Raw genomic sequence first — 19,543 nt, forward strand, 5'->3', positions numbered from 1 at the left:
GACAGGTCAAAACCTAATCACAAATCGTTGATCAAGCACTAATGCAATCTAGGGATCGAGGGTGAGTCGGCGAATTTACGGCAGGTCTTCCGTCATTTCGGCGATAATGGTTTATGTCGCGACGTTTCCCGCGACGGGGCGACGCCTTTGAGCGTCGCCGGCAACTGAATTGCCTGCAATACAGTTCAGGCGTCGGCGCGGGAGCGCCCGGCGAGGGTCTCGGCCGCGATGGTGAGGCCGAGCCCCACCGACCCGAACGTGTCGCCGGCCACGATCCGCGCTTCCGGCAGGCAGGCGGCCAGGGCGGCGCGCAGATGCGGCAGCCCCGTCGAGCCACCGGTGAGGAACAGGGCGTCGATCCGCTCGGCCGGCAGATTCGCCTGTCGCAGGCAGGTGCCGATCCGCGCGGCGACGGCGCGGGCGAGACCGTCCGTCTGCGAAGCGAGGCCGCTTCGGTCGAGGGAGGCCGAGAGGCCGCGCTCGATGGGCCCGAGGTCGATGGCGGCGTCGCCGGTCTCGGAAGCCGCGATCTTGGCGGCTTCGACCGTCCCGGCGAGGGCGTGGCCGCGCTCCTCTTCCACCGCCGTGCGCAGGCGCCCGACGAGGTCGGGCCGGGCGCAGTTGCGGAGCACGTCGTCGATCTCGCGCAGGGTGCGCCCGTCGTACAGGCGGTTGATCGCCGACCAAGTGGCGAGGTCGTGGTAATAGGCCCCCGGCACGTCGAGGTCACCGCGCTTCATCGGGCTGCCGAAGCCAAGCAGCGGCATCACGGTGGCGAGGCTGAGTTGCCGGTCGAAATCGGTCCCACCGATGCGCACGCCGTCATTGGCGAGGATGTCCGCCGCCCGGTCGGCCTGACGCCGCCGCTCGGGAGACAGCCGCACGATGGAGAAGTCCGAGGTGCCGCCGCCGATATCCGCGATCAGAGCGATCTCTTCCCGCTCCACCTGCCGCTCGTAATCGAGGGCGGCGGCGATGGGCTCGTACTGGAACGCGATGTCGCGGAAGCCAACCTCGTGGGCGATCTCGCGCAGGACGTTCTCCGCCCGGCGGTCGCCCTCCGGGTCGCCGTCCACGAAATGGACCGGGCGCCCGTGGACCACCGCGTCGAAGGTCGTGCCGGCCTGCTCCTCGGCGCGGGCCTTCACGATGGCGATGTAGCGGGCGATGACGTCCCGCAGACGCAGCCGCTCGCGGCCGACCGGCGTCGCCTCCTCGATGAGCGGCGTGCCGAGCACCGATTTCAGCCCGCGCATCAGCCGGCCGGGCTTGCCCGCGACATAGGCGGCCGTCGCCGCGCGGCCGATCAGCGGATCCCGGCGCGGTTCGAAGAAGATCGCGCTCGGCACCGTCACGTGGCTCCCCTCCAGCGGCAGGAGGGCCGGACCGCCATGTGTGCGGTGGCCGAGGGTCGTGTTCGACGTGCCGAAGTCGAGGCCGCAGGCCGCCATCGGGGGAATCCGATCGTTCAAGTGGGGTGGGGCGTGGCGATTACCCGGCCCTGTGCCGCCGGTCCAGGCGCGAAGCCGTGGACAGGCGCATGGCGGACCCGCCTCTCGGGCACAAGGCGTGGTAAAGGGGCGGCATGCGCTGCGACATCGATCTCGGACTGACGGGCGACCGCCCGGCTCTCCTCGACCTGACCGAACTGCTCGCCACGCGCTTGCTGGTGCAGGGCAATTCCGGCTCCGGGAAGTCGCACCTGCTGCGCCGGCTGCTCGAACAGAGCGCGGGCTACGTCCAGCAGGCCATCATCGACCCGGAGGGCGATTTCGCGAGCCTCGCGGAGCGCTACGGCCATGTCGTGGTGGAGGCCGATGGCGACGACGCTGCGCTCCAGCGCGTGGCGGCGCGGGTCCGCGTCCACCGGGTGTCCGTGGTGCTGACTCTCGACAACCTCGACGCGGACGGCCAGATGCGCGCCGCCGCCGCCTTCCTCGGCGGGCTGTTCGATGCCGACCGCGAGCATTGGTACCCGGTGCTGGTGGCGGTGGACGAGGCTCAGCTCTTCGCCCCGGCGGCGGCGGGCGAGGTCTCGGACGAAGCGCGCCGCCTGTCGCTCGGCGCGATGACAAACCTGATGTGTCGCGGGCGCAAGCGCGGGCTGGCGGGGGTGATCGCCACCCAGCGTCTCGCCAAACTCGCCAAGAACGTCGCGGCGGAAGCCTCGAACTTCTTGATGGGCCGCACCTTCCTCGACATCGACATGGCGCGCGCCGCCGACCTCCTCGGCATGGAGCGGCGGCAGGCCGAGACCTTTCGCGATCTCCCGCGCGGCCAGTTCGTGGGGCTCGGGCCCGCCCTATCCCGCCGCCCGATGACCATCGCGGTGGGGGCGACGGAGACGGTAAGCCGCGCCGCCGCGCCGGGCCTGCTCCCGCTTCCGAGCGACATCGAGGACGCCCGCGCCCTGATCCTGACGCCGGAGCCCCGCGGCGAGGCGCCGCCCGTGCGTCGCCAGCCCAAGCCTGCCCCGGTACAGGACGTGCTGTCGCAACTCGCCTCCTACCGTCCACCGGCCCCCTCCGAGGAGCCCGAGGAGGACGCCCTCGATCCGGCCGAGCGCGACGCGATCATCGCCGAGGTGATGCACTCGGTCATCACCGATGCGGATGCGGGCACCTGCACCCCCGCGACCCTCTACCAGGACTTCACCGTCCGCTGCCGCATCCGCCGGATCCGGGGCGAGGCCCTGTCGCTGCCCGAGTTCAAGCGCCGCCTCGCCGTGGCGCGGGCCGAGGGCGGGAGCGAGGTGAGCGACGGCTCGGGCTGGGAGAAGGCGCAAGGCATCGCCGCCGGCCTGCCCGACGACCTCGCCGGGCTGTTCCTCGTGGTCGCCCGCGCGGCCATCGAAGGCGCGCCTTGTCCCACGGATGCGGCGTTGGCGGAGGCCTACGGCACGAGTTCGGGCGGGCGGGCGCGGCGGATGCTCGCCTTTCTCGAAGAGCGCGGCGCCATCGTCACCCGCCGCGACTTGCGCGGCGCGCCGATCATCGCCGTCCCGGATCTCGGCGCGGAAACCGCCCCCGGCGCCCCGCAACCGGCAGCCGGCGGGCTGCGGCGGCGGTTGGGGTAGCGCGGCCCTAAACCCCCCGCCGCATCTCCAGCTTCGCCAGTTCCACCGCCGTGCGAAGCTCGATTTCGGCCATCAGCCCGTCGAGGCGCGGGTCGCCTGAGGAGCCGGAGCGGTCGGCGAGGCGGGAGGCCACGGCGCGCAGCTCGCCCGCGCCCACACGGCCGCCGAGGATCGCCGCCTTGAGGCGGTCGAGCCCGTCGAGGAGGTCGTGGCCCCGGCGGGCGGCGCGGCGGCGGCGCTCCTGCGGGGTGTCGGTCTCGGTCTGGAGCAGGAGGACGGCGTCGAGCCCGGCGAGCGTCGCCGGGCCGGCGGGGGCCGAGGTGTGGGACGGCGCGTCCGGCGTGGCGTCGAGGCTGAAGCCCCGCACCCCGTCGCGTCGCCCGGCCGAGACGCCGACGGTCGTCCGGATCGGCTGGCGGGAATCGACGCGCATCATCTCGTACGGTGCCGGAAGGGGTGAGCCGACACTCGGCCCGGCAGGGTTAAGCGGCAGTAAACGGGGCGGCAGAACCTGCCGGGTCGGCAAGAACGGGCCCGGCCGCTCCCATGCGGCCCACCACGGAAACGGTGCGGAAACAGGGACTTACGGGTTTGGCCCAGTTGGCACGGCGCTGGCGTTATCGGATCAGGCCCCGCCACCTCACCGAACCCGGCATGCAACTCCGTCATCCGACGACCCGCCTGATCCCGGTCCTCGCCTCAGCGTTTCTTGCGCTGATGGCCTTCGCCGTGCCGGCCCTCGCCCTGTCGCGGGTCAAGGACCTCGCCTCCATTGAAGGCGTGCGCCAGAACCAGCTCGTCGGCTACGGCATCGTCGTCGGTCTCAACGGCACCGGCGACACCCTCAACAACATCCCGTTCACCAAGCAGTCGCTGCAGGCGATGCTGGAACGGCTCGGCGTGAACACCCGCGGCGCCACGATGCGCACGCAGAACCTCGCGGCGGTGATGGTGACGGCGAACCTCCCGCCCTTCGCCGCGCAGGGCACGCGGATCGACGTGACCGTCTCCTCGCTCGGCGACGCGAAATCCCTCCAGGGCGGCACGCTCCTCGTGACGCCGCTGCTCGGTGCCGACGGCGAAGTCTACGCCCTGGCGCAGGGGTCCATCGCCATCGCCGGCTTCTCGGCCGAGGGCGACGCCGCCAAGATCACCCGCGGCGTGCCGACCAACGGGCGCATCTCGAACGGCGCGAACATCGAGCGCGAGATCGCGTTCAAGCTGAGCGACGCGCGCAACCTGCGCCTGTCCCTGCGCAACCCGGATTTCACCACCTCGAAGCGGATCGCCTCCGCGATCAACGATTTCATGGGCGCCGACACGGCCGAGCCGACCGACCCGGCGACCGTCACGATCCAGATCCCCGGCAAGTATCACGGCAACATGATGCGGCTCATCACCGAGGTGGAGCAGCTGAAGGTCGAGCCGGATCAGGCCGCCCGCGTGGTGGTGGACGAGCGCTCCGGCATCATCGTGATGGGGCGCGACGTGCGGGTCTCCACGGTGGCCATCGCCCAGGGCAACCTGACGGTCACGATCACCGAGCAGCCGCAGGTCAGCCAGCCCGCGCCGTTCTCCAACGGCCAGACGGCGGTGGTACCGCGCACGGGGGTGAAGGTCGATACCGGTGACGGCAACAAGCTCGCCCTCGTGAAGGAGGGCGTCAGCCTGCGCGACCTCGTGGACGGGCTCAATGCCCTGGGCGTCGGCCCGCGCGACCTGATCTCGATCCTGCAAGCGATCAAGTCGGCGGGCGCGCTTCAGGCCGATATCGAACTCATGTGAGGGGGAGAGACCATGATCCAGCTAGCCAGCATCGCGGCGAGCGCCGCCATCGGGGTCGCGAAGTCCATCGCGGGGAGCGTCGCCGAGAAGACAGCCTCGACGAATGTCAGCCCGGGCAGCGCGACGAAGATCAAGAAGACCGCCACCGACTTCGAGAAGATGTTCCTGGAGAACAGCCTCGACCGCATGACCCAATCCGACGGCACGGACGGGCCGCTCGGTGAGAACGGCACGGGCGGCGGCGTCTACCGGTCGATGCTGACGAAGGAATACGCCAACAAGATCGTGCAGAGTGGCGGCGTGGGTATCGCCGATTCGGTGTTCCGCGAGATGATGAAGATGCAGGGGGCGACCAATGTCGGCGCCTGAACCGTTGCGGCTGGTGGACCGGGCCGGCGCCGAGGCGCTGGTGGCGGGCATCCTCGCGAACATGACCGCCCTGAAGTCCGTGCTGGACGAGGAGGCGGCGCATATCCGCGCGGGTCGGCTGAAGGCCGGCGTCGTGGCCGCCGAACCGAAGACGGAACTCGCTGCCGCCTACATGCAGGGGTTGGAGGCGGCCAAGGCGAACGCCGTGGCGATGGCGCGGCTCTACCCGCAGGGCGTCACCACCCTGCGCGACGCGCACAAGACCTTCACCGCCGCCGTCGAGGCGAACCAAGCCGTGCTCGCCACGGCCCGGACGGTCTGCGAAGGGCTGATCCGCTCACTGGCGGACGACATCGCCAAGTCGCGGACGCCCGCCGGCTACGGGGCCGCGCGGACGGCGCCCTCCCCCTACGGACGCGGCGCGCGCAGCGGCCCGCTGGTGGTCTCACGCTCGCTCTGAGAGTTTCAGCGCCGGCCGTTGCCGACTCGGACATAGGTGCGGACCTCGCCGAAATCGGTGTCCGCCCTGTTGTCGATGGCAATGCGTCCGGCGGCGACCGGACGCGTGGCAACCCCGCCCGCACCGGCCCGCGCATCGACGCCCCCGGCGACCCGGCCCGACAGGCGGGTGCAATTCGGGGCGCCCGGCATCCGCACGAAGCCCGGCCGGCCGGGGCAGGCCTCCATGGTCGGCGCGATCTTCGCCAGATCGAGGTCGAGGGCGTTGGCGCTCGCGCCGCCGACGAGCACGGCGGCGAGGGCCAGAAACGCCCGGCGCATCAGGCCGCGAGCCCGACGAGGTCGCGGTGGAGCGAGTCGAGGTAGCCTTCGATCTCGGTGATGAACCCGTCGAGGGTCGGCTCCCGGCGGCGCAGCCGGGCGAGGTCGCGGAAGAGGGCGTCGAGGGCCAGCGACCGCTCCGCCCGGTTCGCGAAGCCGGCGACATGCGTGTCGACGACCTGCTCCGCCAACACGATGGCACCGATGGCGTTGGCGGCCCCGAGACGGCGGATCTCTTCGACAGGCTCGCGAGACGTCATCCGACACCCGATCACTAGCGGTCTTATACGGCTGTTCGCCGATGGAGAGGCTGGTTTGGCGCGGTCACGCAGCGCGCGAACCGTCCGATGCCGTCAGACACGCCTCAAAAACGGCGACAGTGTGAAGTGTCACCGTCGTCCGGGGGTCCGGTGACGCGCTACGAGATGTAATTGACCAATGACAACTTCGAGAGCGAGGCCGTGATCTGGTAGCTTGCCTGCAAGCGTGTCTGCAGATCGAGGAGCTTCGTGGCCACCTCTTCGGTCGAGGCCTGCTCGATGCCGTCCACCGTGTCCTGCAGGGTGCTCTGCTGGGCGGCGTTGGCGGTCTTGGCGTTCGACATCCGCGCCGAGGCGAGGCTGAAGTCGGTGACCATGTCCTGAACGCTATCGCCGGTGGCGTTGGCCGCGAGCAGCGGCGTCGCCTGGGCGACCACCGCCTGATAGGCCTGCGCGTTGCTCGCCGTGCTGCCGGTCGGCATCCCGAGGGCGACGGTGGCGAGACCCGCGAGCACGTTCTGGATCGGCGTCTCGTTCGCCCGCGCGCCGAGTTGCACCGTGGCGCTGGAGCCGATCTGGAAGGATTGCGACGCGCGGGCGGTGGCATCGGTGCCGCTCTCACCCTGGTACCAGACCACGGATTGCTTCACCGCCGTCGCGGGCGTGGTGGTCGGGTAGGCGTAGGTCGGCCCGCCCGTGGTCGGATCGGTGTAGACCCGCCGGGGCGTCGTGCCGGCATCGGTGGAAGCGGCGAAGAAGTTCGTGGAAGCGCGCGCCGTAGCGCTGGCCGAGAGCGTCGTTGTGGCAGCATTGCCAATGGCGCTGGCGAGGGCGGTCTTCAGGTTCGCGGCGGTGGCGTCGGTGTTCGCCCCGATGGCAAAGGTGTTCGAGCCCGAAGCCGTGGTCGAGGACGTCGCGGTCAGGGTGATCGAGGTGGTCGACTTGTCCGGCAGGGTGAGCGTCACCGTCACCGTGTCGCCGGAGACGGGCTGGCTCGCCACGGTCAGCGAGGAGGTGCCGGTCGACGCATTCTGCGCGAAGGTGATCGAGGCGGCATTGCTCGCCACGGCGCCGCCGACGGAGAATCCGAAGGGTCCGTTCGGTGCGGCCAAGCGTGAGCTGGCACCCTCGGTCAACGAGACGACGCTGCCCGTCACGCTCGATGCGAGCCGGCCATTCTGGTTCGGGCCGAGATCGGCGGCGACCTGCTCGTTGACGATGGTCGAGAGGCCATCGACCGTCCCGTTGGCGTTGCTCGTTCCGTAGAGGATCGTGCTGGCATCGAGGACCGGCGGGGTGGACCCGTTCTTGCCGCCGAACAGGTAGACGCTCCCATCCGACTGGTTGAGGGCGTCGAGCGCGGCGTTCAGATTGTTGAGGGCGGTCGATTTCGCCGCCTGCGTATCGGTCGAGGTGCTCTGCAGGCCGTTCTGCAGGGTCGTGTTGGTGTCGGCCGCCACCGTCGCGACCTGCGTGAGGCTGGCGGTGCCGAGCTTGGCGCGGGTCTGCGCGGTGTCGATGACCGCGCTGTAGCCGTTCAGTGCGCTGATCGAGGCCTGCGCCGAGAGCGCGGCGGTGCGTCCGCTGCCGAGGCCGCCGTAGCTCTGCGCGGTGAGGCCGCTGCTCAGCTGGTTCGTGAGGTCGCTCAGCTGCGATTTCAGCGTGAGGAGCTGCGAGGTGTTGCGGTTGGCGATGTAGCTGCCGGCCGCGAAAGGCGCGATGGTTGTCATCAGATCTGCAGCAGCTGGTTGAGCATGTCGCGGGCCGCCGTGAGCACACGGGCGTTCGCGCCATAGGCCGTCTGGAGGGCGATGAGGTTCGACATCTCGGAGTCGATGTTCACCCCGGCGGAGGCGGAGAAGCGGCTCTGCGCGGTGGAGAGCGCCACCTGCTGGGTGCTGTCGAGGGACGTGGCCGCGCTGGCGGCCGCGCCCTGCGCGGAGATGATGTCCTGCGCGAATTGCGACACGGACGACGAGTAGGGCGCGGTGACGCCGCCGATCCCGCTCGCGGAGGAGAAGGTCTGCGGCGTCACGGTCAGCGACGTGAACAGCGCCTGCGCCCGCGTCCCTGAGGCGGTCAGGTCGCTGGCGCCGGACGCCGTCAGGTAGGCGGAATTGTTGGTGAGGTTCGTGTTCACCGCGATCCGCTGGGCGAACCCGGTGATCTGCGCGCTGGAATCGACGCTGCCGGTGTAGAGGGCGCTTGCGCCGTCCGTGAACAGGGCGATCTGCGGGTAGCCGGTGGCGAAGTCCGAGACGCTTTTCGGCTGGGTGATGCTCGCCGTCGCGCCGCCGACCGTCGTGTTGGCGCCGCCGGCGAGGCTCACGGTCGTGCCGGTGACGGTCGCCGTGATCGACGGGACGTTCTTGTAGCCGGCCTTCGTCGCATCCGCGCTCATCGCGGAGAGGGCGGCGTTGATCGAGGTCTGGAGGTCGGTGCCCGAGGAGATATCGAAGGTCCGCGCGAAGCTCGTGGCGTCGGTCGTCAGCGACGGATCGACGGCCTTGCTGGCGCCGTTGGCGGCCACGAGCGTCACGTTGCGCACGCTGCCATCCGTGAAGGTCACGGGGATCGTCAGCGTGTTGCCGGCCTGGATGCCCGACAGGTTGACCTGGGCCGGGTTCGTCGTGGACGTGACGGTCTTGTTGGTGAGCGAGGTCGCCATGCCGGCGGCGAGGTCGTCCAGCTGGCGCTGCGCCTGCGGCAGGGTCGTGTCGCGCAATTCGAGCCCGGCGGCGAGCGAGCCCGAGCGCAGGGCGCCGGGGGCGCCGAGATCGATCTGCCCGCCGCCGGGCGTCGTGGCGGTGATGGTGCCGACCGTGCGCTTCGAGGCGTCCGTCGAGTAGCTGGACGCGGCGTTCAGGGTGCCGTGCCCGTCGAAGCTGAGGGTCGCGGCGTTGCCGCGATCCACGAGCGTCACGCCCGAACCGGTGAGCACGGTGACTGTGCCGTCGCGCTGATCGACCGTGTTGAGGTCCATGTAGCTCGACAGGCTGTTGATCGCCTGATCGCGCTGGTCCTGAAGGTCGGCCTTGGACGAGGCGTCGGTGGTGTTCTGGATCTTGGAGTTCAGCGCCGCGATGTTCTTCAGCAGCGAACTCGCCATCGCCGTGTCGGTGCCGAGTTGCGCCTCGATGCCGGTGCGGAGATTCTGCACCGTGGAGGCGGCACTGTTGATCTGGCTCGCCAGGGTCGTGGCGTTGCTGAGCACGGTGCTGCGGGCGGCGGCCGAGGTCGGGCTCGCGGAGAGTTCCTGCAACGATTGGGTGAAGGTATTGAACACGCCGTCGAGGGCGCTCGACGTACCCGGCGTGCCGTAGAGCTTGTCGAGCTGGCTCGTGATGCTGGAGCGGGTGGCGGTGTAGGCCGCGCCTGCCGTCTCGGAACGCAGCTGCTTCAGCGCGGCGGCATCGAAGCTGCGCGTTACCGCGCCGGAGGCCACGCCGGTATTGCCCGGCGCCGTCGACACGGTGTCGATGGTCCGGCGGACGTAGCCGGCCGTGCCGGCATTGGCGACGTTCTGCGAGACGACGTTGATCGCCGCCTGGGTCGCCTTGAGGCCCGCCGTAGCGGTCCAGAGCGCGTCCATGCTCACGGGCGTGGCCCTTTCCTACGGGACGAGAGTGTGTCCGATCACCGGATCACGTTCAGGAGGTCGCTCATCATCGTCTGCGCGGTCGACATGACCCGCGTGTTCGCAGAGTACGCCTGCTGGGTTACGATCATCTTCGAAAATTCCGAAGCAATGTCCGTATTGGATTGTTCGGTGCTCTCCCCGACGATGGTGCTGCCGGAAAGGCCGGCGAGGGGCGAGCCGGAATCCACCGTCTGGAAATAGTGGCCGTTGGTGTCGGGCTTCAGGCCGTCCGGGTTCGTGAACCGCGCGAAGCCCACCGAGGCGAGGCCGACCACCGATCCGTTGGAAAAGGTGCCGTTGATCTTGCCGTCGGCCGTCACTGCCACGCTGGAGAGCGTGCCGGAGGTGTAGCCGTCCTGCGTCAGGGTGTTGGTCGTCGCGGAGCCGGAAGCGTCGGCGTACTGCGTCAGGCCGGTCTGGCCGTAATTCAGCGAGACGTTGCCGAGGTTGGTGCCGCTGACGGTCAGGTTCGGGATGCTGATGCTGCCGCCCGTCGGGTTGGTAAGCTGCCCGGCCGAATCGAAGGTGAAGGCCGAGCCAGCATTGGTCCACGCGCTCTTCGAGGCCGAGGCCGTCGTGTCCGACTGGTAGTAGAGGTTCCAGACGGACGGGGTCGCAGGGCTCGTGCTGGTGTTCGAATCCTGGACCTTGGCCCAGCGGGTCGTGACCGTCACCGGAGCGCCGGTGGAGGTGTAGCCCGTCACCGCAGGCCCGGCGATGCTGCTGTTGACGAAGTTGGCGGCGTCGCCGCTCGCGATCTGCGTGGCCGTGCCGCTGGAGGTCAACAGGACCGAGGCCGGGTCGGCCGGCGTGTAGAGGTCCGAGCCGGAGGTGGTCGAGTTCGAGGTGGTCGGCGAGGCCGGCAGGTTGGCGCTGTAGGAGATCGTCGTCGTCGCCTTGGCCGGCAGGGTCGAGTTCGCGATCTTGATGAGGCCGGTGTTCGTGGCCTGCCCCGTGGCCGGGTCGATGTTCTGGCCGGTCAGGTAATCGCCCGCGCCGTTGACGAGGTAGCCGTCCTTGTCCGGCGCGAAGTCGCCGCGGCGGGTATAGAGCGTCTGGCTGCCGAAGCTCGCCTGCCCGTTGGCGTCGCCGGTCTTCTGCAGCACGGTGAAGAAGCCCTGGCCGTTGATGGCCATGTTCGTCGCCACCTGCGAGGAGACCACGTTCCCCTGGATCGTGTTGGTGAGTTGCGCCTGCGCCAGCACCGTGCCCGCGACCTCACGCTTGGAGGTCTGCTCGGCCATTAGGTCGATGAAGCTTGTGTCGATGCGCTTATAGCCGGTGGTCTGCGAGTTCGCGATGTTCCCGGAAATGTTACTGATCGCGTAGGACTGCGCCTGGAGACCCGACACCGAGGTCTGCAACGCGGAAAAGATATCCATGGCACATGGTTCCCGGCACGAGGGCCAACGCAACGCCTCCCCGCCGCAACCCCCATGCCAAACCTAAGCCATTGCAATAAAACGATCTTTTCCAGAGACGCCCAGCCAACCCGGCATCCGGCGCCGGGCAGTCGCGGCCGGGCCGGCAAAAATTGCAGGGTCCGGAGACGAATCTAGACGGGGAGAAGATTGCTTTGTCGCCCGGCGTTTACGGCACGTTATTTCGCCTCAGCGATCATCCCGCGAGGTGCCGGCTTCGGGTCGAGTCGCGGCCGGCCGGGGATGCGGACAGCGGGACATGCGGGCCAAGCGGACGAGCCTCGTCCACATCATCTACTTCTCGCGGCTCACCCTGTCGGCCGATCTCGCCAAGCGTTCGGCTCAGATCGACGACATCACCCGTGTGGCGCAGAAGAAGAACGAGTTCGCGGTGATCACGAGCTTCCTGATCATCGAGGCCAACTTCGCCGCGCAGATCGTGGAGGGCGAACGCACTTCGGTGCAGGAGACCTTCGAACGCATCAACGCCGACCAGCGGCACCGGGAGGTGCAGATTTGCGAGTGGCGCGAAATCGCCAAGCGCGAATTCGTCCATTCGTTCAAGTGCGCTCAACGTGGAGCGCCGAACGACACGCTCTTCGCCAAGGCCAACCTGCTGCCCATGTTTCAACGCGGAACGCCCAAACCGTCCGCTATCCAGAGTCTGGCGATGGCGCTCCAGGCCGACGCGATGTCCCGCCAGGGCATCGATCATCTTTTCGTCTGAGGTTCCATGAGCGAGCCCATCGAACACCCGCCGATCCTCGTCGTGGACGACCAGGAGAAGCTGCTGCGCCTCGTGGTGATGCTGCTGTCGCGCATCGGCTTCCCCGATGTCGAAGGCGTGACGAACGGCCCCGAGGCGCTGGAGAAGCTGCGGACCCGCCGCTACGCCCTGGTGATCTCCGACCTCGACATGGAGCCGATGGACGGGCTGACGCTGCTGCGGGAAATCCGCGGCGACGACAACCTGATGAACACGCCCTTCATCCTGACCGAGTCGTCCTTCGAGTTCGAGGACATCAACCTCGCTCACCAGGCCGGGGCGGACGCGTTCATCCTGAAGCCGTTCGACATCGCCGTCCTGAAGACGAAGCTGAAGAACGTCATCAACCGGAAGCCGCGCAAGCGCGAGGCGCCGATCGCGGCGCAATCGACCCTCTCGCAGGAATTCCCGATGCTTGGGAAGTACTAGGCAGCGCGGCCTCTCACTCCGCCCGCTTCTGGTAATCCTTCACGTCGGTGAAGCGCACGTCCGGGTAGCGCTCCTCCTCGTAGCGCAACGAGAACGCGGTTGAGGCCATGAAGACCGGCGCCCCGTCGAGGTCGCTGGCCATGGCCGAGCCGTGGCTGTCGATGAACTTGTCGAGGGCGACGTCCGAATCCGACGACACCCACCGGCAGACGGTGAAGCGCGAGGTCTCGTAATCGACGGGCAGGCCGTATTCCGCCTGCAACCGCTCCTTGAGCACGTCGAGCTGCAGGGCGCCGACCACGCCGACGATGGCCTGGCTGCCATCGTAGGGCACGAAGACCTGCACCACGCCTTCCTCGCCCATCTGCTGAAGCGCCTCCTTCAGCTTCTTGGCCTTCATGGCGTCGGTGAGCTTGATCCGGCGCAGGATTTCCGGCGCGAAGCTCGGGACGCCGCGAAACACGATCTCCTCGCCCTCCGTGAGGGTGTCGCCGATGCGTAGGGTCCCGTGGTTCGGGATGCCGACCACATCGCCGGCAAAGGCCTCGTCCGCGATGGCGCGGTCCTGCGCGAAGAAGAATTGCGGCGCGGAGAGCGAGATCGGCTTGCCGGTGCGCACCAGCTTCGCCTTCATCCCCCGGTTCAGCTTGCCCGAGCAGACCCGCATGAAGGCGATGCGGTCCCGGTGGTTCGGGTCCATGTTCGCCTGGATCTTGAACACGAAGCCGGTCATCCGCGCCTCGGTGGGTTCCACCCGGCGCTTGTCGGCGTCCTGCCCGCGCGGAGCCGGCGCAACCTTCGCCAAACCGTCGATCAGGTCGCGCACGCCGAAATTGCGCAGCGCCGAGCCGAAGAAGACCGGCGTCAGGTGGCCCTCACGGAAGGCGTCAAGGTCGAAGGCCTTGAGGCCGCCCTGGGCGAGTTCGACTTCCTCGCGCCACGCATCGGCGGCGCCGTTCTCGGTCAGGAGTTCGTCGAACAGCGCATCGTCCGGCCCCGAGACCGGCACGGTCCCGGCGTCGTCGGCGGCGTCCAGCCGGCGGACCCGGTTCATGCCGAGCTCGTACGTGCCGGAGAAGTTGCGGCCGGAGCCGATGGGCCACGTCACCGGGGCGGCGTCGAGGGCGAGCGTCTTCTCGATCTCGTCCAGCAGGTCGAACGGGTCGCGCGATTCGCGGTCGAGCTTGTTCACGAAGGTGACGATCGGGATGTCGCGCAGGCGGCAGACCTCGAACAGCTTTCGCGTCCGCGCCTCGATGCCCTTGGCGGCGTCGATCACCATCACGGCCGAATCGACGGCGGTGAGGGTCCGGTAAGTGTCTTCCGAGAAGTCCTCGTGGCCCGGCGTATCGAGGAGGTTGAAGACGCAATCGCCGTACTCGAACGTCATCACCGAGGTGACGACGGAGATGCCGCGCTCCTTCTCGATGCCCATCCAGTCCGAGCGGGTGGAGACGCGGTTGCGCTTGGCCTTTACCTCGCCCGCGAGCTGGATCGCGCCCCCGAACAGCAGCAGCTTTTCGGTGAGCGTAGTCTTGCCCGCATCCGGGTGGGAAATGATGGCGAAGGTCCGCCGCCGGGCCACCGGATCGGCCGGAGGCGCCTCGGTTCGTGTCTGCATCAACATGGGAAGGTCTTCGTCGCGCGGGTGCGGTTTGCGCCGGGTGTACCCCGAGCGCCGCAACCGGCCAAGGGCGCCCGTCGCGGCTGCAATGCAACGCAAACTTCGCGACACATCGCGGACATTCTCCGGCTCCACCGTCACGGTCCCCGGCAGCGGCGGGCGTGGAAAGGACCCGAACCGATGATGCGACCCGCCTGGGCATCGATTTTGGCCGGCGCCGCGCTGTGGCTCGCCGCCTCGCCGCTGGCGGCCGCGCCCTCTGCAACCGAGGACGCCGCCTTCCTCGATGCCCTCACCTGGGGCGTCTCGCCGACCTCTTTCGCCGCGCTGCGCGCCAAGGGCCGCGAGGCGTGGCTGAGGGAGCAGCTTCATCCGCCGGCCGTCTCGCCACTCCCCGCCACCGTGCAGGGCGTGGTGAACGAGGGGCCGAGGGACGGGCTGTACGAGCACACCCTCTATCTGTTCGCCCTGAGACGGGCCGCCGACGCCGAGCCCGATCCCGACGCCCGCAAGAGCGCGCGCCAGTATCACCAAGCACTCCTGAATGCCGACGCCCGGCATTCCACCTCTGCCGCGATCCTGCGCGCCCTCTACGCGCCGGACCAGTTGCGCGAGCGGCTGACATGGTTCTGGTTCAACCGGTTCAACGTGCATCAGGCCAAGGGGCCGGTGCGCATCTGGGTCGGCGATTACGTCGACACCGCCATCCGCCCGCACGCGCTGGGCCGCTTCCGCGACCTGTCGGAGGCGACGCTGCGGCACCCGGCGATGCTGCGCTACCTCGACAACACCGACAACGCGGCAGGCCACATCAACGAGAACTACGCCCGCGAGATCATGGAACTGCACACGATGGGTGTCGGCTCCGGCTACACCCAGGCCGATGTCGAGGCCCTGGCGCGGATCCTCACCGGCGTCGGCATCGCCCCCAACCGCGACGAAATCAAAGTGAGGCCGGAGCACCGGGCCGACCTGCTGCGCGAGGGGCTGTTCGTCTTCAACCCGAACCGGCACGATTACGGCGACAAGCTCTTCCTCGGCCATACGATCAAGGGGCGGGGCTTCGGCGAGGTCGAGGAAGCCCTCGACCTCATCGCCCGCTCCCCCGCGACGGCGCGGAACGTCACCCGCGCGCTGGCCACCTACTATCTCGGCCGCGCCCCCGACGACGCGCTGGCGGCGACGCTCGCGGCGGTCTTCACCCGCACGGACGGCGACATCGCTGCCGTGATGGACGCCCTGGTCCATAGCCCATCCTTCGCCGCCATGCGGGACGGCGGGTTCAAGGACCCGATGCGCTACGTCCTCTCGGCCCTGCGCATGGCCTATGACGGCCGCGTGATCCTTAACACCGGCCCGGTCATCGGCTGGCTGAATCGCCTCGGCGAGGGTCTGTTCGCCCGTACCACCCCGGACGGCTACCCGATCGATCCGGCAGCCTGGATGGGGCCGGGGCAAATGTCCGCCCGGTTCGAGGTGGCCCGGCAGATCGGCTCCGGCCCGGCGGGCCTGTTCAAGCCCGCCTCCGGCGACGAGCCCGACGCGCCGGCCTTTCCCCTTCTCGCCAATGGCCTGTTCTTCACCACCCTCGAAGCCGGCCTCGGCACGGCGACCCGCGCGGCCCTGGCGCAGGCGATCTCGCCGCAGGACTGGAACACGCTCTACCTCGCCTCACCGGAATTCGCCCGATGAACCGTCGCGATCTCCTCGGCCTCGGCGCCGGCCTTGGCCTTTCCACCGTCGCCGGCCGCGTCTGGGCGGCGCCCAAGGCGGATGCACGGCTCCTCGTGGTGTTCCTGCGCGGCGCCTACGACGCAGCCAACGTCGTGATCCCGACCGGCAGCGACTTCTACTATCGCGTGCGGCCGAACCTCGCCGTCTCGCGGCAGGACGCGCTCGCCCTCGATGGCGATTGGGGCCTGCACCCGGCGCTGCGCGACACGATCCTGCCGCTCTACGCCAAGGGACAGGCGGCCTTCGTGCCCTTCGCCGGCACCGACGACCTGACCCGAAGCCATTTTGAGACGCAGGACACGATCGAACTTGGCCAGACGGTCGGTGCCTCGCGCGACTACAATTCCGGTTTCATGGCGAGGCTCGCGGCCGAACTGACCCGCGTGCGGCCCATCGCCTTCACCGAGCAATTGCCGCTCATCTTCCGGGGCGGCGGGGAGCCGGTGCCGAACATGGCCATCACGGGGGTCGGCAAGCCTGGCATCGACGAGAGGCAGGCGAAGCTCATCGCCGGGATGTACCGCAACACGCCCCTGGCCGGCGCCGTCTCCGAAGGCTTCCGCGTCCGAGACGAGGTCTACCAGTCGATCTCGAACCACGCCGACCAAGCGGATCGCGGGGCGACCTCGCCGCGCGGCTTCGAGCTCTCCGCCCGCCGGATTGGCCGCCTGATGCGCGACACGTTCAATCTCGGCTTCGTGGATGTCGGCGGCTGGGACACCCACGTGAACCAGGGGGGCGCCAAGGGCTACCTCGCCGAGCGCATGGGCGAACTCGGCCGGGGCATCGCCGGCTTCGTGGAGGAGATCGGGCCGGGCTGGTCCGACACGGTGGTGGTGGTCGTCTCGGAATTCGGCCGCACCTTCCGCGAGAACGGCTCGCGCGGCACCGATCACGGCCACGGCTCGGTCTATTGGGTGCTCGGTGGCGGGGTGCGCGGCGGGCGGATCGCCGGCCCGCAGGTCCGCGCGGACGAGGCCCACCTGTTCCAGAACCGCGACTGGCCGGTGCTGACCGACTACCGCGCGCTGCTCTCGGGCCTGCTCGGGCGCCTCTATGGCCTCGACCAGAACGCCCTCAAACGGATCTTCCCCGGCAACGATCCGGCCAATCTCGCGCTGATCTAACACCTCTTCGTCTTTGCGAGCGTGAGCGAAGCAACCCAGGGATTCGCGACGCTTCAAAGCACGGCGCTTCCCTGGATTGCTTCGCTACGCTCGCAATGACGGGTCTGGCTTAGGCCGCAACCGCAGCGAGCGACCGCAGGTCGGCGATCAGCGCATCGACGCGGGGGTCCTGCGCGTCCCAGCCGAACATGAACCGGGCGCCCCCGCCGATGAAGGTGTAGAAGCGCCAGCCCCGCGCCCGCAGCCCCTCGGCCATGGCCGGCGGCAGGCTGAGGAACACCGCGTTCGCTTCAACCGGGAACAGGGCCCGCACGCCCGGCAGACCCGCGACGGCCTCCGCGAAGCGCGTCGCGCAGGCGTTGCCGTGGGCGCCGTTGCGCAGCCACGCGCCGCTCTCCAGCATTCCGACCCAGGGAGCCGCGAGGAAGCGCATCTTCGAGGCGAGCTGGCCCGCCTGCTTGCAGCGATAGCCGAAATCCTCCGCGAGCTTGGCGTCGAAGAACACCACCGCCTCGCCGGCATGCATGCCGTTCTTGGTACCGCCGAAGCACAGCACGTCGACGCCCGCCCGCCACGTCATGTCGGCGGGGCTGCAGCCGAGGCTGGCGCAGGCGTTGGCGAAGCGCGACCCGTCCATGTGGAGCGCGAGGCCGAGGCGGCGGCACTCCTCCGACAGGGCGCCGATCTCGCGCAGCGAATAGACCTGACCCGTCTCGGTCGGCTGGGTGATCGTCACCACGCGCGGCCGGGGGAAGTGGATGTCGTTGCGGTTGGTGGCGAGCGCGCGGATCGCCTGCGGCGTCAGCTTGCCGCCTTCGGTGCGGACGGTGAGCAGCTTCGAGCCGTTGGAGAAGAATTCCGGCGCGCCGCACTCGTCGGTCTCGACATGGGCCGAGTCGACGCAGATGACGCTGTGGTAGGATTGGCACAGGGCGGCCAAAGCGAGCGCGTTCGCGGCGGTGCCGTTGAAGGCGAAGAATACCTCGCAGGGCGTCTCGAACAGGGTGCGGAAGGCGTCCGCCGCACGGACGGTCCAGGCATCCTCGCCATAGGCCGGGGCGTGGCCAGAATTCGCGGCCTCCATCGCGGCCCAGGCCTCCGGGCAGATGCCGGAGTAGTTGTCGCTGGCGAATTGCTGCGATTGGTCGTGCGTCATGGCCGGAGCATAGCATCTCCCGCCGCACGAAGGCCAAATCGCCCTCGCATGTCAGGCGCGAACGCTACGCGCGTGTCTTGGAACTCGGCGGCGCTTGGTGTAGAAGCCCCGCCAAGGCGCGTTCCACGTGCCGATTCGTAGACCGATCCGTGCATCCCTCCCCGGTTCGATCCGGCCGAGGGACTTTGTCGGTTTACGCATCGGCGACTGGTCGCGCGTTCCACAGACTTAGGCCAAAGGATCTTTTCCGTTGCAGGTACTCGTCCGCGATAACAACGTCGACCAGGCGCTCCGCGTCCTCAAGAAGAAGATGCAACGCGAGGGCATCTTCCGCGAGATGAAGCAGCGCAAGGCTTACGAGAAGCCGTCCGTGCGCCGCGCCCGCGAGAAGGCCGAGGCCGTCCGCCGCGCCCGCAAGCAGGCCCGCAAGACCGCGATCCGCGAGGGGCTGATCGCCGCTCCGAAGCCGAAGCCCCGGGTTGCCGGCGCCGGTCGTCGTCCCGGCCTGCCCGCCGCCACGCCGCAGCAGAACAACCAGTTCTCGGCTGCCAACGCCGCTCCCGCCACGGCGGCCTGATCCGGCTCTCCCGCCGTCACGGCGGGATGACCGACCGGACTTGGAAAAGGCCCGGACCGTTCGACGGTCCGGGCCTTTTCCGTTTGGCGTCGAGGAGGCGGCGTCAGGCCGCCTTCTTCGTTTCCATCGTGGCGCGCTCGGCCTGGACGAGCACGTCGAGGGCGCGCCACGGCTTCTGCATGAACACGGCGCCGCGCGGCAGGGCCACGTCCTGCTTGGCGCCGGAGGTGACGATCACCCGCACATCGGGCCAGCGCCGCTCGACCGCCTTGGCGAGGGTGACGCCGTCCATCTTGCCGGGCAGGCGGATGTCGGCGAACAGCAGCGCGACGGTCACGTCGTCCCGCTCCAACACGGAGAGGGCGTCTTCCGCGCTCTCGCAGGCGATGACGCCGAGATCGGTTTCCTCAAGGACCGCCGTCGCGAGGTCTCGGATCGCCGCGTCGTCCTCCACCACGAGGGCGACGGGGGCGTGACTCTCGGTGCGTGCGCAGTCCATTGAAGGCTCCTGTCTGTGAAGGGGGCAATGCCTCTCGCGGGGGCAACACGCCGAAACCCGCGAGTGATTCCCCGATTCGGCCATGCTGGCCCGCCATGAAGCCGCCTACAAGAGTCGCAGAAGCGTGGCTCATGCCTGCCCAGCGGTCAGCTCGCCGCCCACGCAGGCGTGACGCCTCAAATATGCGCAGGGCGGGGGCGGTTAAGAAACTGTTCACCGAACCGGCGCGACGATTACACTTATTATGACGCATCCCGGCGTTCAGGCCGGGGCCGCGTCCGAGCGGATCCCCCGCCATTT

General features: G+C 69.0%; 19 protein-coding genes. 9 read left to right on the top strand and 10 right to left on the bottom strand.

The genetic code is table 11. From position 1 onward, the window contains the following. Positions 1 to 185 precede the first annotated feature (185 nt). The gene (locus AAHF99_RS14680) at positions 186 to 1,451 is read right to left on the bottom strand and encodes an Hsp70 family protein (RefSeq protein WP_342165137.1); all 1,266 of its coding nucleotides are present in this window, start codon (positions 1,449 to 1,451) and stop codon (positions 186 to 188) included. Between the two features lie 134 nt (positions 1,452 to 1,585). Between AAHF99_RS14680 and AAHF99_RS14685 the strand changes: the two genes are divergently transcribed. Beyond that, on the top strand, positions 1,586 to 3,076 hold the full coding sequence (locus tag AAHF99_RS14685) for a helicase HerA domain-containing protein (RefSeq protein ID WP_342165138.1): 1,491 nt from the start codon (positions 1,586 to 1,588) through the stop codon (positions 3,074 to 3,076). A 7-nt stretch (positions 3,077 to 3,083) separates the two neighbouring features. On the opposite strand, the gene AAHF99_RS14690 is transcribed toward AAHF99_RS14685, so the two are convergent. Continuing rightward, a complete protein-coding gene (locus AAHF99_RS14690) occupies positions 3,084 to 3,509 on the bottom strand; it encodes a flagellar assembly protein FliX (protein WP_342165139.1) in 426 nt (141 codons plus the stop codon). 221 nt (positions 3,510 to 3,730) lie between these two features. Between AAHF99_RS14690 and AAHF99_RS14695 the strand changes: the two genes are divergently transcribed. The 3 genes from AAHF99_RS14695 to AAHF99_RS14705 are packed head-to-tail and all read left to right on the top strand — an operon-like array spanning position 3,731 to position 5,690. Beyond that, positions 3,731 to 4,861 (top strand): flagellar basal body P-ring protein FlgI, encoded by a 1,131-nt coding sequence (locus AAHF99_RS14695; protein ID WP_342165140.1) that lies wholly within the window; start codon positions 3,731 to 3,733, stop codon positions 4,859 to 4,861. 12 nt (positions 4,862 to 4,873) lie between these two features. Continuing rightward, positions 4,874 to 5,230, top strand: coding sequence for a rod-binding protein (locus tag AAHF99_RS14700; protein ID WP_342165141.1), 357 nt, complete (start codon positions 4,874 to 4,876; stop codon positions 5,228 to 5,230). Then, positions 5,217 to 5,690 (top strand): hypothetical protein, encoded by a 474-nt coding sequence (locus AAHF99_RS14705; RefSeq protein ID WP_342165142.1) that lies wholly within the window; start codon positions 5,217 to 5,219, stop codon positions 5,688 to 5,690. The genes AAHF99_RS14700 and AAHF99_RS14705 overlap by 14 nt, the downstream gene beginning before the upstream one ends. 5 nt (positions 5,691 to 5,695) lie before the next feature. Here AAHF99_RS14705 and AAHF99_RS14710 read toward each other — a convergent pair whose 3' ends face one another. The 5 genes from AAHF99_RS14710 to AAHF99_RS14730 all read right to left on the bottom strand — a co-directional run bounded on the left by AAHF99_RS14710 (position 5,696) and on the right by AAHF99_RS14730 (position 11,292). After that, entirely contained in the window at positions 5,696 to 6,010 is a 315-nt protein-coding gene (locus tag AAHF99_RS14710) for a hypothetical protein (RefSeq protein ID WP_342165143.1), read from the bottom strand. Continuing rightward, positions 6,010 to 6,270 (bottom strand): hypothetical protein, encoded by a 261-nt coding sequence (locus tag AAHF99_RS14715; protein WP_342165145.1) that lies wholly within the window; start codon positions 6,268 to 6,270, stop codon positions 6,010 to 6,012. Before AAHF99_RS14715 ends, AAHF99_RS14710 begins: the two co-directional genes overlap by 1 nt. Positions 6,271 to 6,428: 158 nt before the next feature. After that, positions 6,429 to 8,000, bottom strand: a complete 1,572-nt coding sequence (locus AAHF99_RS14720) for a flagellin (RefSeq protein ID WP_342165146.1) — start codon at positions 7,998 to 8,000, stop codon at positions 6,429 to 6,431. Next, positions 8,000 to 9,868: a flagellar hook-associated protein FlgK gene (flgK, locus tag AAHF99_RS14725; protein WP_342165147.1), complete on the bottom strand. Its 1,869-nt coding sequence runs from the start codon at positions 9,866 to 9,868 to the stop codon at positions 8,000 to 8,002. The genes AAHF99_RS14720 and flgK overlap by 1 nt, the downstream gene beginning before the upstream one ends. A 38-nt stretch (positions 9,869 to 9,906) precedes the next feature. Next, a complete protein-coding gene (locus tag AAHF99_RS14730) occupies positions 9,907 to 11,292 on the bottom strand; it encodes a flagellar hook protein FlgE (RefSeq protein WP_342165148.1) in 1,386 nt (461 codons plus the stop codon). 298 nt (positions 11,293 to 11,590) lie between these two features. Between AAHF99_RS14730 and AAHF99_RS14735 the strand changes: the two genes are divergently transcribed. Beyond that, positions 11,591 to 12,058: a BLUF domain-containing protein gene (locus AAHF99_RS14735; RefSeq protein WP_243955439.1), complete on the top strand. Its 468-nt coding sequence runs from the start codon at positions 11,591 to 11,593 to the stop codon at positions 12,056 to 12,058. A gap of 6 nt (positions 12,059 to 12,064) precedes the next feature. Then, positions 12,065 to 12,526 (top strand): response regulator, encoded by a 462-nt coding sequence (locus AAHF99_RS14740; protein WP_243955438.1) that lies wholly within the window; start codon positions 12,065 to 12,067, stop codon positions 12,524 to 12,526. A 13-nt stretch (positions 12,527 to 12,539) separates the two neighbouring features. Here AAHF99_RS14740 and AAHF99_RS14745 read toward each other — a convergent pair whose 3' ends face one another. Beyond that, a complete protein-coding gene (locus tag AAHF99_RS14745; RefSeq protein ID WP_243955437.1) occupies positions 12,540 to 14,153 on the bottom strand; it encodes a peptide chain release factor 3 in 1,614 nt (537 codons plus the stop codon). Between the two features lie 177 nt (positions 14,154 to 14,330). Here AAHF99_RS14745 and AAHF99_RS14750 point away from each other — a divergent pair, with 177 nt between their 5' ends. Both AAHF99_RS14750 and AAHF99_RS14755 read left to right on the top strand, forming a co-directional pair. Continuing rightward, on the top strand, positions 14,331 to 15,842 hold the full coding sequence (locus AAHF99_RS14750; protein WP_342165149.1) for a DUF1800 domain-containing protein: 1,512 nt from the start codon (positions 14,331 to 14,333) through the stop codon (positions 15,840 to 15,842). Continuing rightward, on the top strand, positions 15,839 to 17,011 hold the full coding sequence (locus tag AAHF99_RS14755; protein WP_342165151.1) for a DUF1501 domain-containing protein: 1,173 nt from the start codon (positions 15,839 to 15,841) through the stop codon (positions 17,009 to 17,011). The genes AAHF99_RS14750 and AAHF99_RS14755 overlap by 4 nt, the downstream gene beginning before the upstream one ends. A gap of 109 nt (positions 17,012 to 17,120) precedes the next feature. Here AAHF99_RS14755 and AAHF99_RS14760 read toward each other — a convergent pair whose 3' ends face one another. Further along, on the bottom strand, positions 17,121 to 18,167 hold the full coding sequence (locus tag AAHF99_RS14760) for a threonine aldolase family protein (RefSeq protein ID WP_342165152.1): 1,047 nt from the start codon (positions 18,165 to 18,167) through the stop codon (positions 17,121 to 17,123). A gap of 250 nt (positions 18,168 to 18,417) precedes the next feature. Between AAHF99_RS14760 and rpsU the strand changes: the two genes are divergently transcribed. Beyond that, the gene (gene rpsU, locus AAHF99_RS14765) at positions 18,418 to 18,744 is read left to right on the top strand and encodes a 30S ribosomal protein S21 (protein WP_243955433.1); all 327 of its coding nucleotides are present in this window, start codon (positions 18,418 to 18,420) and stop codon (positions 18,742 to 18,744) included. Positions 18,745 to 18,847: 103 nt separating this feature from the next. Here the strand turns inward: rpsU and AAHF99_RS14770 are convergent, their stop codons facing one another. Beyond that, a complete protein-coding gene (locus AAHF99_RS14770; RefSeq protein ID WP_243955432.1) occupies positions 18,848 to 19,243 on the bottom strand; it encodes a response regulator in 396 nt (131 codons plus the stop codon). Positions 19,244 to 19,543: the final 300 nt, after the last annotated feature.

The sequence above is a fragment of the Methylobacterium litchii genome (assembly GCF_038442315.1).
Lineage (GTDB): Bacteria > Pseudomonadota > Alphaproteobacteria > Rhizobiales > Beijerinckiaceae > Methylobacterium > Methylobacterium litchii.

Excerpts from the sequence above, each read along its gene's own strand:
- AAHF99_RS14685 (WP_342165138.1), top strand. The coding sequence starts at position 1,586 with ATGCGCTGCGACATCGATCTCGGACTGACGGGCGACCGCCCGGCTCTC.
- AAHF99_RS14705 (WP_342165142.1), top strand. The coding sequence starts at position 5,217 with ATGTCGGCGCCTGAACCGTTGCGGCTGGTGGACCGGGCCGGCGCCGAG.
- AAHF99_RS14730 (WP_342165148.1), bottom strand. The coding sequence starts at position 11,292 with ATGGATATCTTTTCCGCGTTGCAGACCTCGGTGTCGGGTCTCCAGGCG.
- AAHF99_RS14700 (WP_342165141.1), top strand. The coding sequence starts at position 4,874 with ATGATCCAGCTAGCCAGCATCGCGGCGAGCGCCGCCATCGGGGTCGCG.
- AAHF99_RS14745 (WP_243955437.1), bottom strand. The coding sequence starts at position 14,153 with ATGTTGATGCAGACACGAACCGAGGCGCCTCCGGCCGATCCGGTGGCC.
- AAHF99_RS14740 (WP_243955438.1), top strand. The coding sequence starts at position 12,065 with ATGAGCGAGCCCATCGAACACCCGCCGATCCTCGTCGTGGACGACCAG.
- AAHF99_RS14735 (WP_243955439.1), top strand. The coding sequence starts at position 11,591 with ATGCGGGCCAAGCGGACGAGCCTCGTCCACATCATCTACTTCTCGCGG.
- AAHF99_RS14750 (WP_342165149.1), top strand. The coding sequence starts at position 14,331 with ATGATGCGACCCGCCTGGGCATCGATTTTGGCCGGCGCCGCGCTGTGG.
- AAHF99_RS14770 (WP_243955432.1), bottom strand. The coding sequence starts at position 19,243 with ATGGACTGCGCACGCACCGAGAGTCACGCCCCCGTCGCCCTCGTGGTG.
- AAHF99_RS14715 (WP_342165145.1), bottom strand. The coding sequence starts at position 6,270 with ATGACGTCTCGCGAGCCTGTCGAAGAGATCCGCCGTCTCGGGGCCGCC.
- AAHF99_RS14760 (WP_342165152.1), bottom strand. The coding sequence starts at position 18,167 with ATGACGCACGACCAATCGCAGCAATTCGCCAGCGACAACTACTCCGGC.
- AAHF99_RS14690 (WP_342165139.1), bottom strand. The coding sequence starts at position 3,509 with ATGCGCGTCGATTCCCGCCAGCCGATCCGGACGACCGTCGGCGTCTCG.
- AAHF99_RS14710 (WP_342165143.1), bottom strand. The coding sequence starts at position 6,010 with ATGCGCCGGGCGTTTCTGGCCCTCGCCGCCGTGCTCGTCGGCGGCGCG.
- AAHF99_RS14755 (WP_342165151.1), top strand. The coding sequence starts at position 15,839 with ATGAACCGTCGCGATCTCCTCGGCCTCGGCGCCGGCCTTGGCCTTTCC.
- AAHF99_RS14680 (WP_342165137.1), bottom strand. The coding sequence starts at position 1,451 with ATGGCGGCCTGCGGCCTCGACTTCGGCACGTCGAACACGACCCTCGGC.
- AAHF99_RS14720 (WP_342165146.1), bottom strand. The coding sequence starts at position 8,000 with ATGACAACCATCGCGCCTTTCGCGGCCGGCAGCTACATCGCCAACCGC.
- AAHF99_RS14695 (WP_342165140.1), top strand. The coding sequence starts at position 3,731 with ATGCAACTCCGTCATCCGACGACCCGCCTGATCCCGGTCCTCGCCTCA.